This is a genomic window from Saccharibacillus endophyticus, from assembly GCF_013185185.1.
Taxonomy (GTDB): domain Bacteria; phylum Bacillota; class Bacilli; order Paenibacillales; family Paenibacillaceae; genus Saccharibacillus; species Saccharibacillus endophyticus.
Window position 1 is genome coordinate 143,875 of record NZ_JAAZWE010000006.1, and the last position, 15,192, is coordinate 159,066.

At 51.4% G+C, this 15,192-nt stretch carries 15 protein-coding genes and 1 tRNA gene; 7 read left to right on the plus strand and 9 right to left on the minus strand.

Annotated features, from left to right (window positions below; genetic code table 11):
- Positions 1 to 62 precede the first annotated feature (62 nt).
- The 6 genes from HRQ63_RS20465 to HRQ63_RS20490 form a co-directional block, all read right to left on the minus strand.
- Complete coding sequence (locus tag HRQ63_RS20465) at positions 63 to 2,303, minus strand: helix-turn-helix domain-containing protein (RefSeq protein ID WP_172247035.1); 2,241 nt, start codon at positions 2,301 to 2,303, stop codon at positions 63 to 65.
- 154 nt (positions 2,304 to 2,457) lie between these two features.
- Complete coding sequence (locus tag HRQ63_RS20470) at positions 2,458 to 3,615, minus strand: glycoside hydrolase family 88/105 protein (protein ID WP_172247036.1); 1,158 nt, start codon at positions 3,613 to 3,615, stop codon at positions 2,458 to 2,460.
- 195 nt (positions 3,616 to 3,810) lie between these two features.
- A tRNA-Leu gene (locus HRQ63_RS20475) sits at positions 3,811 to 3,893 on the minus strand.
- A 173-nt stretch (positions 3,894 to 4,066) separates the two neighbouring features.
- Positions 4,067 to 5,767, minus strand: a complete 1,701-nt coding sequence (locus tag HRQ63_RS20480; protein ID WP_172247037.1) for a methyl-accepting chemotaxis protein — start codon at positions 5,765 to 5,767, stop codon at positions 4,067 to 4,069.
- A 618-nt stretch (positions 5,768 to 6,385) separates the two neighbouring features.
- Complete coding sequence (locus HRQ63_RS20485) at positions 6,386 to 6,622, minus strand: hypothetical protein (protein ID WP_172247038.1); 237 nt, start codon at positions 6,620 to 6,622, stop codon at positions 6,386 to 6,388.
- A 290-nt stretch (positions 6,623 to 6,912) separates the two neighbouring features.
- Positions 6,913 to 8,730, minus strand: coding sequence for an APC family permease (locus tag HRQ63_RS20490; RefSeq protein ID WP_172247039.1), 1,818 nt, complete (start codon positions 8,728 to 8,730; stop codon positions 6,913 to 6,915).
- A gap of 328 nt (positions 8,731 to 9,058) precedes the next feature.
- Between HRQ63_RS20490 and HRQ63_RS20495 the strand changes: the two genes are divergently transcribed.
- From HRQ63_RS20495 to HRQ63_RS20520, 6 genes are all read left to right on the plus strand, one after another.
- Complete coding sequence (locus HRQ63_RS20495) at positions 9,059 to 9,241, plus strand: hypothetical protein (RefSeq protein ID WP_172247040.1); 183 nt, start codon at positions 9,059 to 9,061, stop codon at positions 9,239 to 9,241.
- A gap of 239 nt (positions 9,242 to 9,480) precedes the next feature.
- Positions 9,481 to 9,843, plus strand: coding sequence for a NucA/NucB deoxyribonuclease domain-containing protein (locus tag HRQ63_RS20500; RefSeq protein WP_371873199.1), 363 nt, complete (start codon positions 9,481 to 9,483; stop codon positions 9,841 to 9,843).
- Positions 9,844 to 9,917: 74 nt separating this feature from the next.
- Complete coding sequence (locus HRQ63_RS20505) at positions 9,918 to 10,292, plus strand: YidH family protein (RefSeq protein ID WP_172247042.1); 375 nt, start codon at positions 9,918 to 9,920, stop codon at positions 10,290 to 10,292.
- Between the two features lie 112 nt (positions 10,293 to 10,404).
- Positions 10,405 to 10,770 (plus strand): hypothetical protein, encoded by a 366-nt coding sequence (locus HRQ63_RS20510; RefSeq protein ID WP_172247043.1) that lies wholly within the window; start codon positions 10,405 to 10,407, stop codon positions 10,768 to 10,770.
- 32 nt (positions 10,771 to 10,802) lie between these two features.
- Entirely contained in the window at positions 10,803 to 10,940 is a 138-nt protein-coding gene (locus HRQ63_RS20515) for a hypothetical protein (RefSeq protein WP_172247044.1), read from the plus strand.
- Between the two features lie 560 nt (positions 10,941 to 11,500).
- The gene (locus HRQ63_RS20520) at positions 11,501 to 12,127 is read left to right on the plus strand and encodes an FMN-dependent NADH-azoreductase (RefSeq protein ID WP_037289827.1); all 627 of its coding nucleotides are present in this window, start codon (positions 11,501 to 11,503) and stop codon (positions 12,125 to 12,127) included.
- A gap of 188 nt (positions 12,128 to 12,315) precedes the next feature.
- On the opposite strand, the gene HRQ63_RS20525 is transcribed toward HRQ63_RS20520, so the two are convergent.
- A complete protein-coding gene (locus HRQ63_RS20525; RefSeq protein ID WP_172247045.1) occupies positions 12,316 to 12,546 on the minus strand; it encodes a hypothetical protein in 231 nt (76 codons plus the stop codon).
- Positions 12,547 to 12,861: 315 nt separating this feature from the next.
- On the opposite strand from HRQ63_RS20525, the gene HRQ63_RS20530 reads away from it, so the two are divergent.
- Positions 12,862 to 13,011 (plus strand): hypothetical protein, encoded by a 150-nt coding sequence (locus tag HRQ63_RS20530; protein ID WP_172247046.1) that lies wholly within the window; start codon positions 12,862 to 12,864, stop codon positions 13,009 to 13,011.
- A gap of 76 nt (positions 13,012 to 13,087) precedes the next feature.
- On the opposite strand, the gene HRQ63_RS20535 is transcribed toward HRQ63_RS20530, so the two are convergent.
- Positions 13,088 to 14,017: a ring-cleaving dioxygenase gene (locus HRQ63_RS20535; protein WP_172247047.1), complete on the minus strand. Its 930-nt coding sequence runs from the start codon at positions 14,015 to 14,017 to the stop codon at positions 13,088 to 13,090.
- Positions 14,018 to 14,044: 27 nt separating this feature from the next.
- Complete coding sequence (locus tag HRQ63_RS20540; protein WP_172247048.1) at positions 14,045 to 15,016, minus strand: ring-cleaving dioxygenase; 972 nt, start codon at positions 15,014 to 15,016, stop codon at positions 14,045 to 14,047.
- Positions 15,017 to 15,192: the final 176 nt, after the last annotated feature.

The following is a 15,192-nucleotide window of genomic DNA, read 5'->3' on the forward strand; positions in this document are numbered from 1 at the left end:
GGCGAACCCTTCTTGGGGCGTGAAGGGCTCGCAGTGCGAGTAGGGTGTTTTTTCGAACGCGATTAACGCAATTCATTCATTACATTCCTTTTCTGCCTGCGATAATCCCCCGGCGTAATCCCCGATATCCTTTTGAACACGCGACCGAACGTAATCGCATTGGCATATCCCACCTGAAGAGCGATATCCTGAAGCGGGCATTCGCTCTCCAGCAGCAATCGCTCGGCTTCCTTCATGCGCAGTTCGGTAACGAAATCCACGAACTTCATATCGAATTCGGTCTTAAACAGATAACTGGCATACTTGCCCGAGATTTGGAACCGATCGCTGAGATGCTTGAGGGACAGATCGGGATTGGCGAAATTTTCTTCGATATACGTCTTCATCTCGCTGACCATCGCCCGATAGCTTTTCGTTTCGCTTGCAGAGACGTACAGACGGAACAAATCGGTCAAGTGATCTGCCAGAATGCTTTTGACCTCTGCTAATGTTGCGGCATCTTGAAGCCGCTGTTCGAGCTCTGCCGTCTGCGCATCCGACAACCCTTCTTCCAACCCTTCCGACATGACGGCGACTTCGCGACCCAGCATTTGCAGCAAAGCCTGGATCAGCGAAAGAATCGCCTCATCCTTAACGAAGTCGCGTTCGAATTCGGCAAACAACAGATCCAACTGCTCCCGCCATTGACCGTTCGACATCCGGAACTGCTTGACCAACTCCGCGATCGTCTGTAAATACCGATAAGTCTCCAGCAATCGAGGAGCGGAATCCTCGGTATCTGCCAGCATCACGTCATCGTGCAGAAGCAGCTTATGCCGCATGACGGACTCGGCGGCTTCATACGAAGATCGAATACGCTCGGCTGATTGCACGATCGGACCGATCCCGCAGCACAGAGACAACCGAAGATGGCTGGCTACCCATTCCTTATAACTTTCGGCCAATCGGCGAAGCTCTTCCGTCGTTGCGGCATCGTCTTCTTCGGCCAGGAAGATCACCGCCAGCCGGTCGCTTCCGACCCATTCGGCCCAAGCTTGCAGCTTTGCTCCTCTGGATAGTTCCTGAAAAACATTCATTAGTGCATATTTAAGCGTATTCTGGTCGCCTCGCGTATATCGATCCCGGAAGACGCTCTCATACCGCTCAATCTCATGAACGACAACGGCAAAACGCGAAGATGCGGAGACTCCTATGAATGGAGAAAACGTTTCGAGTTTGCCCATGGCCTGCTCGGTACGCTCTCCTCGCAGCAGCTCGGTAAATAGCCGACTGCGTTGAAGCAGCTCGTTCTCCCGACTTTTCTGCTCATAATCCTGGGTATGGTGAATCAGATTCTCCAGTACGCCGTCGATCAGCTTGAGTTCATCCGTACGTTTGCCCCCCTGATCCATGGCGCGAATCTGATACGCTTCGATTCGATTCATGATCACCTGCACCGGCTTGTAATTGCGGCGTGTGATGTAGATCAGATACAGAATCGCGCAGACTACCGTTCCGACCGCAATCGCAACCCACAGATAAGAGATCACGGACACCCATCCGAACAAGCCGGCTGCACGAATCCCGCTGGAGAAGGTCCAACCTAATCGATTCAGCTTCAGCTCGTTGAGTGCTTTTCCATTCCCGTCTTCCGCATGGGCCTGATAAACCAAATCTCCATTCGCATTGGCAATCGTGACAAACGACAACTGTTCATTGACCATGTTGTCGATCAGGCGTTCCAACGCGCTCATTTTCAAATTAATGACCAGCACGCCGTCCGTTCCGAACGGAAGCGGCATATCCTTGTTGATGGTCAGCACCCGAATCGGCTGCACCGAGAAGCCCGAGGCATACTCCCGCAATGGCTGCCAGCCCGGCGCCAATTCGCCCGAGTTGATCTGCTTGAGCCAGTCCGCATCGGAAAAGCCGGCAGCATCTGCACGCCCGCTTTGGGTTAAAACGCTTTCATTTACCCGATCATAGAGATAGACCGACTCGATGTACATGGAAGCATCCGTCATGCTGCGCAAGCTCCGCGCGATCGCGTAGACATTGGCTGTTCGGCCTCCGTCTGGTTCGTTAAAATAAGCTTTGTAAGCCGATGTCTCTTCCACTGCTTCAAGCACCGATATTTCAGCCTCTTGTACGGCGCGATCCACATTATCCACCAGATAGCGAGAAGCGACGCCGTCGGCTTTCTTCGTCTCTTGACGAGAAATATCGTTCACGAACACGAAAGAAGCAAAAATCAAAATAGTGACGGTGAGCAAAAAAATCGGAAAATAAGACAGCAATAGCCGTCGATACCATGTTCGGGACAATGGACGACTCCCTTCTCGCACGTTAACGATTCAAATTCCTTTGAATCATCGGAACGATATAATGATGACGACCGGGGCAAAGAGACGGCAGCGTTCCTCCGTCTCTCCTCGCGATTTTTCGCCATTATAACATAGGCTTTCAGCAATCAGCCACTTAACTTCGGTACAGTGCCTCGCCGAGTAGAGCAATAGTCAGTGCCTGACCATAAGCCATCGGTGCCATGACGATCTGCGCATAGTCCTCGCGCAACTTCCCAATGGGCGTGCCTGCGGATACCCCCTCCACCGATCCATCCTTTCCAACTCGCGCCAACACGGCCTCAACCGCCTTCATCGCCGCTTCGGCAAAATGCCCATCCAACAGACCGCGCCGTACCCCGAACAGCATGCCTGCTGCAATAGCGGCAGAACCCGACGTCTCGGTGTAGCTCGTCGAATCGTCCAACAACGTGTGCCAAAGACCGTCTTTATGCTGTAGCTGTAATAAAGCTTCGCTTTGGGATCGGAAAGTCTGGTTCAGATAGAGAAGAATGCCTTCGTCCAGATACGGACGCATCAGATCGATATATTCCGGCAGCCCCAGCGTGAACCATCCGTTACCGCGGCACCAAAATGCTTCGCTAAAGTTATGTCGTCCGGTAAAGTTCCAGCCGTGGAAAAACAGTCCGCTCTTCCGGTCATACAAATATTTGATATGCAACAGCAGCTGATGCAATGAAGATTGTCGCCAATCGGCCCGATCATATTTAACTCCCATTCGGGCCGTGAACAAAATCGCCATGAACAAGGTGTCGATCCAGATTTCATTCTCGTTCAACGTAACTTCGGCAGCCGTAGCTCCCGTGGTGACATGCTGATAGCCGTCTTCTTCGGTTCTCGGCAATCCGTTTGCCAACCACTCGGCCCATTCCAGACTGAGTGCCTCGGCTTCCGGGAGTTCCATCAGCGATAACAGCGGTGCTGTCGTATTGATGTTACGGCTCGGCAGTCCTTCTTCCAGCCGCTGGCTCATCCATGGCTTGGCATACTCGGAAAAACGCTCGTCTTCGAAGTAAGCGCCGACTTTAGCCAGTCCGTAAAGTCCTATGCCTTGGGGCCAATCCCAGACATCCATTCCGAAATCGCGTGCGAAATAACCTCGACGCGCGGCATCCCCGTCAAGCGCTTTCAATTCATCTTCGTTATCGGGGCGTTGCAAATTCATAAGCCTCCGGGTTACCTTGTCCAAGGCTTCCACGATCCGATCTCGCTGCTCAACGCTTGATCCCGTAATTCCGTTCGACTTCGCTTCCATGGCTTCATTGCTATTCATATCGTGCCTCCGTTCGCCTGTGTATGTAATCGGAAAGCCAGGCAGCCCATGCAAACGAACCGCATAGCAGCAAGAAATTAAGCGCTTACTTTCTTGTTATCCATTATTATAGCATCTGATCCGCCGCTGCAACACAAAAAACGCCGTACATCTTCTACTTGAAGTAAAAGATCTACGACGTTCTTCCCTTACAGATGCCGAGGACCGGACTCGAACCGGTACGGGACTGCTCCCGGCAGATTTTAAGTCTGCTGTGTCTGCCATTCCACCACCCCGGCATATTGAACGGAATCCTTTATTGCCGACCTCAAAGATCATAGCATGTATTTCTTTACTATGTCAATAAAAAGCCGTACACGAGTGGCTTCATTTTACGAATACAACCACTCGCATACGATGATGGCCTTGTCCTGCGAACGCCAACCCTCTATCGCAAAGGGCAAAGCTAAGGTTAGATTTTGAAGCGGTTTACATTGGTATACAACTGTTCGGCCGTCTCCGACAGAGAAGATGAAGACGACGCGATCTCTTCCATCGAAGCCAACTGCTCTTGGGTCGCAGCCGATACTTCGGTCATTCCCGAAGATGCTTCGCCGGCAATCGTCGAACTTTGGTTCACGTAGTGCAGAATTTCGGTCGTGCTGGCGGACATTTCTTCCGCCCCGGCCGACACTTCTTCAATATCGCCAGCTACCTTGCCGACGGCTTCAAGAATATCTTCGAACGCTTCGCCGGCGGCCGATACCATCTCGATGCCTTTATATACTTCGCGGTCGTTCGCATCGGCGGCTTCGATCGCGCTGCTCGTATCGGCTTGGATCAACGAGACCAGTTCCGTGATTCGTTTGGCCGATTCGGACGATTGTTCCGCCAGCTTGCGCACTTCGTCAGCAACGACTGCAAATCCGCGACCGGCTTCCCCTGCGCGTGCCGCTTCGATAGCCGCGTTGAGCGCCAACAGATTCGTTTGCGAAGAGATTGCCGTAATATCGCTCGTAATCATCCCGATTTCTTCCGAACGCGTACCCAGTTCCTTCACGACGCCGCTCATGGACGTTACCGATTCGCGTATCGAGTCCATCTGGCTGATCGCCTGACGGATCGCCTGGTTACCGCTTTCGGATTTGTGCGCCGCTTCGGCAGCCGAAGTCGCAACGGTCTGCGCGCGTTCCGCGATCTGTTCCGCGCCGATCGACATTTCCTGCATCGCTTGCGAAGAAGTCTCGGCAATGTCTACCTGACGAACCGTACCCGCCGCCGTTTCTTGCACGGTTGCCGCGATTTGCTCGGATGCCATTTTGTTCTGTTCGGCGCTTGCCGTCAATTGTTCGGAGGAAGCCGCGACCAGTTCCGAAGAAGAGGCTACCGACTGGATCAGTTCGCGCAGGTTGAGCGTCATGGAGTTGAAGGACGCTGCCAAAGCACCGATCTCGTCGCGTCCGCGCACCTTGATGGCTTCTCCCGTCAAATCGCCTTCCGCTATGCGTTCGGCGGCTTGCTGCACGCGCTTCAGAGGCGTTGCGATCATGCGGCCCAACAGAACCGCGATCAGAGCAGCCAATACGATGGCAGCCGCACTCAGCACGATAATCGCGGTGGTCGCGCTGCTTGCCCGTTCTACCGTTACCGAAGTCATCTCCGTGGCTCTTTTGTTGTCCAATTGAATCAGAGTCATGATGGCATTATTGGCCGTTTCCCAAGCAGGATAGGCACTGCGATGCATTTCCTTGGCTTGTTCCGCTTGATTGTTCTGAGCGGCTTGAATCAACGTTGGAAGTTGTGCAAGAAACGCATCATAGTTCGTAGAAAACTCATCATATAGCTTTTGTTCTTCATCACTTCGGATCAAAGCTTGATACTGCGTGCGCTCCAGCTCGATCTTTTCCAAAAGCGCAGTGTAGCTTTCCAAGATCGAAGTGAATTGACTCGAACGATTCTCGACAATCATATTCAATACGAGGCGTTCCACATCGGACACGTCGCCATTAATCGTTCCCAGCAACGTTACGCTCGGCATCCATTTGTCATTGACTTCTTTAGCCTGGTTCCCCATTCCGTTCAGATTGCTCAGCGACACAAAACTTACCACTACCAGCAGCAGGATTACACCCAAAAACCCGCTCAGTAACTTGGTTTGGATCGAAAATTTCATTCTTTGTCTCTCTCCTATCTATAATTGTTCGACCAAAATACGCACAAACTCCGCTTTCATTCAGGAGCTTGCGCCAACCTTATTTATTATCGACGAAATTCGTCAAAATATTAGAGAGAGACTTAGAATCTATAGATTAATTATTCGGCGAGCGCAATTCCTTACATAGAACTTTTGTGAATTTTTCACCTTTTTATTCCTTAATATAGAGAACAAAAATTTGGAAAAGTTTATTGAAAAAAGGGTTGGCAGCGCGTTTACACTGTGCTAATATAATCCCAACAAGAAAGGAGGTGCGTTCACATCTGTAACAGTATGCTGAACGTATCCCTTACCCAAGCCGGTGCAGCTCTTTAATTAGAGATTGCCCGGTGGCGCGGGATACGGAAGCAAAGAAAGCAATAGCGCCATGGGTAGAAAGGCCGTCCTTCGGGACGGCCTTTTCTTTTGCAACGATGTTTAAAAGGCTGCCTCGAATCGAGGCAGCCTTTTTGTATTATTTCAGGCTTCCGGCTGCGAACATTTTGTCGCTTGCATGCATCGGCAGATAAGTCGAACCGTTGTACGTGATCGGCCGTGTCTTGTTCCAGGCAGCAAGCAAACGATAAGAAATAAATCTCACCCGTGCAAAGTGATGGAGCGATTGTTCTTTCCCGTCTCCCGCCGCCGAAAAGGCGAAGGTTTGCATGCAAGAATCCGATCCTTGCGAAACGTCCTCCGTTCCCCGCTCGTCAAACAAGTCGAATACACCAACTCGCCGCGGATGCCGTGCACTTCGATCCTTCGCTGCGATAACTTCCCGTCCTTGTCCATATACACGATCTCCACGACTTCTCCCATATATTTCGTAGGCATACTCAAACCTCCATTCGAACAAGAACGTTTGTTCTCTATCTGAATTATATACGAACAAATGTTCTTTATCAAGCAAACAATTCTTATTTCTCCATATAAAAAAAGCCGCCGAATCCTAATCGGCGGCTTACTCTTTCTGACCCAAACCATTCAATTCGCGACGCAAGAGCAGAGGGAGAAATTCAGTGAAAGACGCCTTTGAACGCGGAAAACCAAAGGTTTTCTGCGTGAGACAGCGTCTTGAACGAATTTCTCCCGCAGCGTCTCCAAGAAGCGAATAAAATCTCCTTCTACTTATGCAAGTGAAACGGCACAGTCGTCACGATAACATCCTTATAGTTGAGCAAATAAGCCCTCATCATCAAGCTCGTCTGATTATGCAGCACCGCTTCCCACCAATGCTTCGTGATAAACTGCGGAATCAGCACCGTGATATTATCCTGTTCGCCTTTTTTCCACTCGACCGTATCAATGAATTTGCGAAGCGGACGCATGATGCTGCGGTAACGCGATTTGAGCACGATCAAGCGGATGCCCGGGTCCCACTCTTCCCACTTCTCTTCCATCTTGCGAATCGACTCGTCGTCGAAGCCGATATACACGGCGACCACGCTGTCCGACAGCGTCTTGGCATAACTCACCGTGTTGCGAACAACCTGGGTGATGCCCGACACCGGAATAATAACCGTATTGCCTTTGACGCACGGCTTGTCGACTGCAAGGTCAATCCGAAGCTGATCCGCCGTGTTTTCGTAATGCCGATAAATCTTCGCGAACAGATAGACGACGATCGGCAGGAAGATGAACACGACCCAGACTTGCGCGAACTTGGTAAAAATGAAGATCAGCGTAATGGACAGCGTGGTCAGCATCCCGATCGTATTGACGGCCAGCTTGCCCTGCCAGCCTTTCGGCTTGTGTTTGATCCAGCGGATCATCATGCCGAGCTGAGACAGCGTGAACGGAATAAATACGCCGACGGCATACAAAGGAATCAGGCTATCCGTATTGCCTTCGAACACGATAACCAGAATCGCCGACATGACGCTCAGGAAAATGATTCCGTTCGAGAAGCCGAGACGGTCCCCGCGCACCATGAACATATGCGGCAGGTATTTGTCTTTCGCCAGCATGAATGCCAGCAGCGGAAATGCCGAGTAAGCCGTATTGGCCGCGAGGAACAGAATGACCGCCGTCACGCCTTGAATCACGAAGTACATCCAACCGCGGCCGAACGTAGCCTCCGCAATCTGCGAAATGACGGTCGCTTTTTCGTCGGGACGAATACCGTACCAATAAGCGAGCAGCGTGATCCCGGTAAACATCGCGCCCAGGATCAGGCCCATCATCACGAGCGTGGCCGCCGCGTTTTTCGGAGCCGGATCGCGGAAATTCGGGATGGCGTTGGAGACGGCTTCCACGCCGGTGAGCGCCGAACATCCCGAGCTGAACGCCTTCAGCAGCAGGAACAAGCTGACGTTCGAGATGGTCGCTTCCATCTGCGGAGCCGCTGCCGGCGCGCCTCCGGTGAAGTAATTAATCGTGCCGATGATGATCAACAGGAAAATCGACACGACGAACGCATAGATCGGAATCGCCAGCACGGAGGCGGATTCCGTCACGCCGCGCAGGTTCATCAGCGTCAGGAACACGATCATGGCAAGCGCGATCAGCACGCGGTCGTCATGCAGCGCCGGAAAAGCCGACGTGATCGCGTCCGTGCCTGCCGAGGAACTTACCGCTACGGTCAGGATGTAATCGACGAGCAGCGAGCCGCCCGCGATCAGGCTGGAAAATTTCCCGATGTTATCCTTGGCGACGATATACGCGCCGCCTCCGGTCGGGTAGGCAAAAATCGTTTGGCGGTAGGACACGATCAGAATGGCCAGCAAAGCCAGCACCGCCAGGGCAATCGGCAGAGAATACCAGAGCGCGGCGGCTCCGGCCAAGATGAGGACAATCAGAATTTGTTCGGTTCCGTACGCGACGGAAGACAATGCGTCCGACGAGAGAATGGCCAGCGCTTTGAGCTTACCGAGCTTTTCGCCCTCGAGTTCGTTCGATTTCATGGGTCTGCCGATCAGAAATCTTTTGATTTTGCCTGTCATGGTTGGTTACTTCCTTCTTTGGTTGATGTCGTAAGTTTAGAGGTTCGAACGCGGGTATGCTTAACCGCCCGAAGCAGAATCTACCGCTTTACTTTAAGGATTTCACCCGTAATTAGCAATCTCAGATTAATGCCGTTTTCATTCGTTTTCGTCCTTTTTTTCACACTCTCAAGATAAGGGTTCCTCGCCGCGAAGCGCAGCGCGTTCAATCTCATCCGCACGCTGGAATTCGCGATTTGTGAACGCTTGGAGATCGAATTTAACGAAATGTTTCACTCAAGCGGAGAACGTGTAAGCTTTTAAGAAACCAGCAGAAAGGGTGAGAAGCATGACGAGAGATCCCAAAGCCGAAGTGAAGGACAAAGGGCCAGGCCCTGACGGCATTCCCGAAGCCGATCCCCGCTACGAAGACACCGATCCGGGCGAATTCGAAAAAGTGACCCGGGATAACTTGACCAACGACGAAAGCCTGATTGTCGATCCGGAAGATTCCGAAGAATACGACCGTTAATTTTATCTCGTTTTTACAGATACGTTTCCTTATGATGTCGGCAAATTTTCGTACACGAAACAGCCTCTTTTCCGGTATAATGAAGCTTCGACTACCGGCTAAGGAGGCTTCTTCGCGTGAGCAAAAAGAATTCCCGCAAAAAAAAGGGGCGCGCACCGTCGTTAATTACGATTGTGATCGCGATTGTACTGGCTTTGTTCGCTCCTCAAATTTATAAAACGGTCGGTCCTTTGTTGGATCTGGATGTTGATTTCGGCAATACGGGCACACGCACCGGCGAGGTCGTCACGCTCGAATTCCCGGTTAACCGTTACCCGAAGACCGCTGCCCATATCCAAAACGCCATCAACAAAGGCGAATCCGCCGTTTGCACGATTGATCGCGACGGAGCCGAAGAGAACCGGGAAGATTCGCTGCGCGGCATCCCGACGAAAAAAGGCTTTGACCGCGACGAATGGCCGATGGCCATGTGCGAAGAAGGCGGCACGGGTGCGGATATCGAATACATTTCTCCTTCCGATAACCGGGGAGCGGGTTCCTGGGTCGGCAACGCGCTCGAAGATTACCCGGACGGCACCCGGGTAGAATTCGTTTTCGAATGACCGCGCAGCGCCGCGGCATTTGACCGGAATCTTGCCGCTCAAGTTTCATACGAACGAAAACGGAGGCCACGAACATGAAATCGACGAACGGCCAGCCGCCGTCCGAACAAAAATACGTACAGCAGCATCTTGCCAACGAACGCACTTACCTTGCCTGGATCCGCACCTGCATTGCCTTCGCCGGATTAGGCTTTCTCGCGGCGGGTCTGACATTCAACTCCGCTTACGGCGAAAAAGCTCATGTTTTCGCCGTAGTGGCCGGCATGGGCTCGTTGATCTTCGCGCTTTCGCTGTTGCTGGCCGCTACCCATGAATACCGGAGCAAACGCCGGGACATTAATGAAGAGGTTTTCCGGGCTTCGCGCTTGGCCGTTAATCTGACGCTCGGATTTATGCTTGTGTTGTTCGTCCTGCTGTTCGTTCTGGCAGGATTTATGCTGTTCGGATGAAAATATTCATGCGCAAGAGCGACTTGACCGTTTTTGCTTTTTCCGACGATAATTAAAAGAGATTCGTCCCCGGCAAAACGCGGGACAGAAGTTCGGGAAAGGAGGATCAGCCATGCGGCTTTGCGGAAACGACCGTCGTTTATGCGAAAAAATAGCCATTCTGTCGTTATGCCTGCTGTTTTTGCTTTTGCCTGACGTTCGTTTCGCCGGCACGGGCGGCAATGCTTCCGATACGGATCTCCGGCACTCGGGCTATCATCAGCAGCATCAATACGCGCCGCCCGCGGTTTCCCATGACACGCCCGCTCCCGACGGATCGGCATGGCGCTGGGAACTCGGCTTCGCCGCGGCGGCCCTTGCCGTCTCGCTGCATGCCCTCCATGCGAAGTCGCGCATTCCGATCCTTTGCAAGCATCGGATGCTGAGGCCGCTCAAGTTCAGGTGTTCGTTTTTGACCCTTTTCCGGTTCGCGATCTGAAATTAAATTCGCCCGGAAAGGAGGAAACATTCATGTCTAAAGGAACTTTGCACCGTACGGAAGACCATCACAAGCAGGAAGGCCTGATCATGATTCGCGAGCTGCGCACGATTCTGTTCTTTACGTTGGGATCGGTTGCGGTTGTTGTGGGGTTGTCGTTCTTTATTTAAAAGGTTGATTCCTGTTCGTGCGAAACCGGGGCTGCGGGAGGAGATCGTTCAAAACGCTGTCTCACCCGGAAAACTGACTGAGAGAAATTCGAGGAGAAGTTTTCCGGGTTCAAAGGCGTTTTTCACTGATCTCCTCCCTCCGCCCTCTCGCTTCGCTCGAAACAGGGCCTTTTAAATAAAGAAGATTGGGAATAGGTTGTCTTGGAAGTCGGGATCGGCTTCGGGGCAGCCTTTTTTGTATGCGCGAATCATCAAAGACAAGGAACGTATCAGGTAAAAAGCAAAAAAAGAGCCCCGGCGCCTAGGCGTCGGGGCTAAAGTCTATGTTACAGAGGGGTTGTGTCATTAATATATCCAGTTTAGCTTAAGCGTACCTGATAGAAACCTGAAGATTATATTAAAATTACGAAAAAGAGCGAAAAAGACGAATAAAAGGTTGATCGTATCTTTTGCACCTAACTCGCTTTCTTTTTTTCAAAAAGTCTTGACACTTACCTTTACATCATATACTATAATTAAGAAAGTAAATACTAAAGATATTGTTCAGGAGGAAATTATCCATGTCCCACGTTCTTTTCGTTAAAGCAAACAACCGTCCGGCTGACCAATCCGCTACGGTAAAACTGTACGACAGCTTCGTACAAAGCTATAAAGCCGCTAATCCTAACGATCTGGTAACTGAACTGAACCTGTTCGAAGCCGATCTTCCTTACTACGATAACGATATGATGACGGGTCTGTACAAAGCAGCCAACGGCATCGAAGCGACTTCGGAAGAGCAACGCCTTGCAGGTCTGGCTAACACGTACCTGGATCAATTCCTGGGCGCCGACAAAGTCGTATTCGCATTCCCGCTGTGGAACTTCACGATCCCGGCTCAACTGCTGACTTACCTCTTCTACCTGAACCAAGCAGGCAAAACGTTCAAATACACGGCTGAAGGCCCTGTAGGTCTGGTAACGGACAAAAAGGTAGCCCTGCTGCAAGCACGCGGCGGAGTATACTCCATCGAGCCGATGAGCGGCATGGAAATGTCCCTCAACTACGTGAAAAACACACTGGGCTTCTGGGGTATCCAAAACCCTGAGACCGTTGTTGTCGAAGGACACAACCAATTCCCGGACCGCGCAGCTTCGATCATCGAAGAAGGCGTTAAACAAGCGGCTGAACTGGCTGCAAAATTCTAATTCGACTCTCATTTCAAAAAGGTCCGCTTCGGCGGGCCTTTTTTTTGCGCGGCGATCATGCCGATCCCTTCTCCGCAAAACAAAAAAACAAAAACCTCGTTCAAAAGAACGAGGCTCTTCTATAGCAGCTCCCTTTTTTATGGCAAAGGCTCTGCTTACTATATAGGATCAAGGTATCCTGCTGAGTGTTAGTATTGGTGGCCCGGAACTTCCGTACTTGAGATGTCTTCGATAGAGAGTTCCTTCAATTCTCCCCATTTGCCGATGGTCAGCTTTCCGCCTTCCAGATCGAGTTCCGTAATTTGTCCCACGAACAGCTCGTCTGAACTGTACACCCGAATCACGACAAAGTAGCCATTCGTAAAAATGCGCTGCAAGTCCGCGTGCACCTTCGTTACGCTCCGTTCTTCGATTTCCATATGAGTCTCCTTAATAAGGACCCACAAACGGACAGTCCGAACTGTTGAATAAGCACGGCTATCAAGTTGTACTCCTTTTGCAATACCTTAACTTTAGCATTCCGATGTGATAAAAAGCAAACTTTTTTCAAAGATGAAACGTTTCGGCGAAGAAAAATCGGGTAAAGTAATAAGTTATATGTCAGTTTTTCTATCCTTTCTTTCCTAAAAAGAAAAACTTCTTAGGGCGCTTTTGAATTTTCGATGTAACCTTTATCCTTTTTTTTCGTACAGGAAAGCAGCGATACATTCCAAGTCGACAGGAGAGGTCAACGAATGGCATGGCAATCAAGGCGTCAGCGCAGAGAGCGCAGGGGAAGATTCGACGGGATTTGGGACGTGCTCGAAATTTTGTTCGAACTGCTGGTTTGGGCTCCTAGATTGATTTTCGGCTTTTTCCGCATCATTCTGAAGATTTTCGACTGATCGGCTCACACGCAAAGAACCTGCTCCTTTTATAAGGCAGGCTCTTTCTTCGTGTCGGTATTCCGGCCCCGCCCGATCACGGCGCGACCGGCTGAAGCTCGGGCAACATACGATCAAAGCGCGAACGTTCCGATTCCAGCCACGGCGGGAGCATCAAGCGCTGTCCCAATTGATGTACGGCTTCATCCACGGCAAATCCCGGCGGGTCGGTCGCAATCTCAAACAAAATTTCGCCATGTTCTTTAAAATAGACCGCTTCGAAGTAATTGCGATTTTTCACTTCGGTCGGCTTGAAGCCCTCTTCGACCAGTTGATCGCGCCAGCGCAACAATTCCGCCTCGTCCTTCGCTCTCCAGGCAATATGATGGACCGTTCCGGCCCCCATCAATCCGCGAACCTTACCCTGCTCCATTACGTCAATTCTATTGCCGGTCTCTCCATGAGCCTGAAAACGAATCCGCCCATTTTCCCGACCGATCTCGCTTAATCCCAACATGCGTTGAAGCACATCTGCAGTCCGCTCGGGCGCAGACGTTAACAATGTCGCTCCCGACAATCCGATAATCGCTTCATTTTCTCCGATCGCCCCAAAAGCTTCGCCGCGAAGCATTGTCGTCCGTCCTACGAGATCAAGTTTCAACCCGTCCGGATCTTCAAAAGATAATACCGGTTCTCCGAACAAAATCCGACTGCGGAAGTCCACGCCGAAGCGCTCCAGTCTTTCCTTCCAAAAAACCAACGAATCGATCGGAATGCCCAGTGCCGCCGTCTCGACCTGCCCGGTCCCGATTCTTCCCTTCGGCTGCTTCTGCCATGGGAAAAAGGTCAGCAGCGTGCCCGGCGAACCTGCCGGGTCGCCAAAATACAGATGGTACACTTCGGGACGATCAAAGTTAACCGTTTTTTTCACCAGCCGCAATCCTAATACTCCCGTATAGAAATCGAGGGTTCTTTGTGCAGAGTTAACCATTGAAGTGATATGATGAATTCCCGCTGTCGTCGGCATCGCGCTGCCTCCTTTCGTTGTTGCTTCTTATTTTTCTTCCTTTTTCTCTTGCTTGCCTTCTTCGTTCAATTCCCGTACTTCAAACGGAATCAACGTCTGTTCAAGCTGTGTCCGATATTGCTCGTACCGTGCAGGCAGTTTCAACGCGGTTCCCATGCTTTCAGGCGTCTCGTCGTGCGCAAAGCCCGGAGGATCGGTCGCGATCTCGAACAGAATTTCGCCATGCTCGCGGAAGTACACGGCATTGAAGTAATTGCGATCCTGCACCTGCGTCACGCCGTAACCGTTATCCGCCACATAGTCCTGCCATTCCCTTTGATCCGCGTCGTCCGACGCTCTCCAGGCAATATGGTGCACCGTGCCGACGCCCATGGTGCCGCGAGCGATCGGGGTAAGCTTCAAGTCAATCATGTTGCCGATATCCGACGTCGAGCGGTAGCGTGCCAGATCGCCGTCTTGCCCGACATATTCGAGCCCCATGACGTTCGCAAGCAAATCTGCCGTTTTTTCCGGATCGGCCGACAGCAGGGTCGCTCCGCCGAAGCCTTTGATCGCGGTCTCAGGGGTAACGCCGCCGAATGTCCAGGTATTCACTTCGCCTTCCTCCCGTTCTACCAGTTCCAAATGCAAACCATGCGGGTCATCGAATTCCAAATAGTTTTCGCCGAAACGATCAAAGTCGCGAACCGCTACGTTAAAGGAAGTCAGGCGTTCTTTCCAGAACGACAGCGAGCCGACCGGCACGACGAACGAGGTGATGCCGACTTGGCCTGCTCCGATCTTGCCCGGATACGCATTCGCCCAAGGGAAGAACGTCATGATCGTGCCCGGCTTGCCGCCGTCGTTGCCGAAGTAGAAGTGGTACGTCTCGGGATCGTCGAAGTTGACGGTTTGCTTGACCAAGCGCAGTCCGAGTACTCCTGCATAAAAGTCCACGTTTTCTTGAGGGTGACCTACGATTGCGGTGATATGGTGGATGCCTGCCGTTTGTTTTTTCATGTGGATAACCTCCGTTTTTATTTTATATTAAGAATCTTTAATTTGAAGTATTTCCGATGTGTGCTTATCATATCTTGAATTAAAGATAATGTCAACAGCGAAGATTCATCTTTCAAAAAATCCTGTTATGATCGCAAAAAACCTACCCCGAAAGGGGCAGGCTTCGCTTCCCTGGC

Bases quoted from the DNA above. Each gene is read 5' to 3' on its own strand.
- HRQ63_RS20535 (WP_172247047.1), bottom strand. From the start codon at position 14,017: ATGCCGACGACAGCGGGAATTCATCATATCACTTCAATGGTTAACTCT.
- HRQ63_RS20510 (WP_172247043.1), top strand. From the start codon at position 10,405: ATGCGGCTTTGCGGAAACGACCGTCGTTTATGCGAAAAAATAGCCATT.
- HRQ63_RS20485 (WP_172247038.1), bottom strand. From the start codon at position 6,622: ATGCCTACGAAATATATGGGAGAAGTCGTGGAGATCGTGTATATGGAC.
- HRQ63_RS20520 (WP_037289827.1), top strand. From the start codon at position 11,501: ATGTCCCACGTTCTTTTCGTTAAAGCAAACAACCGTCCGGCTGACCAA.
- HRQ63_RS20470 (WP_172247036.1), bottom strand. From the start codon at position 3,615: ATGAATAGCAATGAAGCCATGGAAGCGAAGTCGAACGGAATTACGGGA.
- HRQ63_RS20490 (WP_172247039.1), bottom strand. From the start codon at position 8,730: ATGACAGGCAAAATCAAAAGATTTCTGATCGGCAGACCCATGAAATCG.
- HRQ63_RS20530 (WP_172247046.1), top strand. From the start codon at position 12,862: ATGGCATGGCAATCAAGGCGTCAGCGCAGAGAGCGCAGGGGAAGATTC.
- HRQ63_RS20480 (WP_172247037.1), bottom strand. From the start codon at position 5,767: ATGAAATTTTCGATCCAAACCAAGTTACTGAGCGGGTTTTTGGGTGTA.
- HRQ63_RS20515 (WP_172247044.1), top strand. From the start codon at position 10,803: ATGTCTAAAGGAACTTTGCACCGTACGGAAGACCATCACAAGCAGGAA.
- HRQ63_RS20495 (WP_172247040.1), top strand. From the start codon at position 9,059: ATGACGAGAGATCCCAAAGCCGAAGTGAAGGACAAAGGGCCAGGCCCT.
- HRQ63_RS20540 (WP_172247048.1), bottom strand. From the start codon at position 15,016: ATGAAAAAACAAACGGCAGGCATCCACCATATCACCGCAATCGTAGGT.
- HRQ63_RS20505 (WP_172247042.1), top strand. From the start codon at position 9,918: ATGAAATCGACGAACGGCCAGCCGCCGTCCGAACAAAAATACGTACAG.
- HRQ63_RS20525 (WP_172247045.1), bottom strand. From the start codon at position 12,546: ATGGAAATCGAAGAACGGAGCGTAACGAAGGTGCACGCGGACTTGCAG.